Consider the following 770-nt stretch of genomic DNA (forward strand, 5'->3'; position numbering starts at 1 on the left):
TCACCAGGCATTACCATCTCTACGCCTTCTGGAAGCTCGATAGTACCGGTTACGTCAGTTGTACGGAAGTAGAACTGTGGACGGTAGCCTTTGAAGAATGGAGTATGACGTCCACCTTCTTCTTTAGACAGAACGTAGATTTCTGACTTGAAAGTAGTGTGTGGAGTGATTGAACCAGGAGCAGCAAGAACCTGACCACGCTCAACATCTTCACGCTTAGTACCACGTAGAAGAACACCACAGTTCTCGCCAGCACGACCTTCGTCAAGAAGCTTACGGAACATTTCAACACCAGTACAAGTAGTCTTAGTTGTATCTTTGATACCAACGATTTCTACTTCTTCACCAACTTTGATGATACCGCGCTCTACACGACCAGTTACTACTGTACCACGGCCTGAGATTGAGAAAACATCTTCGATTGGAAGAATGAATGCACCATCGATAGCACGCTCTGGCTCTGGAATGTAAGTATCAAGTGCTTCTGCAAGCTCAAGAATCTTAGCTTCCCAATCAGCTTCGCCTTCAAGGGCTTTAAGTGCTGAACCTTGGATAACTGGAAGGTCATCACCTGGGAATTCATACTCAGAAAGAAGTTCACGAACTTCCATTTCTACAAGCTCAAGAAGCTCTTCGTCATCTACCATGTCACACTTGTTCATGAATACGATGATGAAAGGTACACCAACCTGACGAGAAAGCAGGATGTGCTCACGAGTCTGTGGCATTGGACCATCTGTAGAAGCAACTACTAGAATCGCGCCATCCAT

At 45.6% G+C, this 770-nt stretch carries 1 protein-coding gene; it reads right to left on the reverse strand.

What is annotated here, in order from left to right; all coding sequences use genetic code 11:
- A partial coding sequence (locus BM736_RS24765; protein WP_143562486.1) for an elongation factor Tu occupies positions 1-770 on the reverse strand: 770 nt, incomplete at both ends.

The organism is Shewanella sp. UCD-KL12 (genome assembly GCF_001957125.1).
Taxonomy (GTDB): Bacteria; Pseudomonadota; Gammaproteobacteria; order Enterobacterales; family Shewanellaceae; genus Shewanella.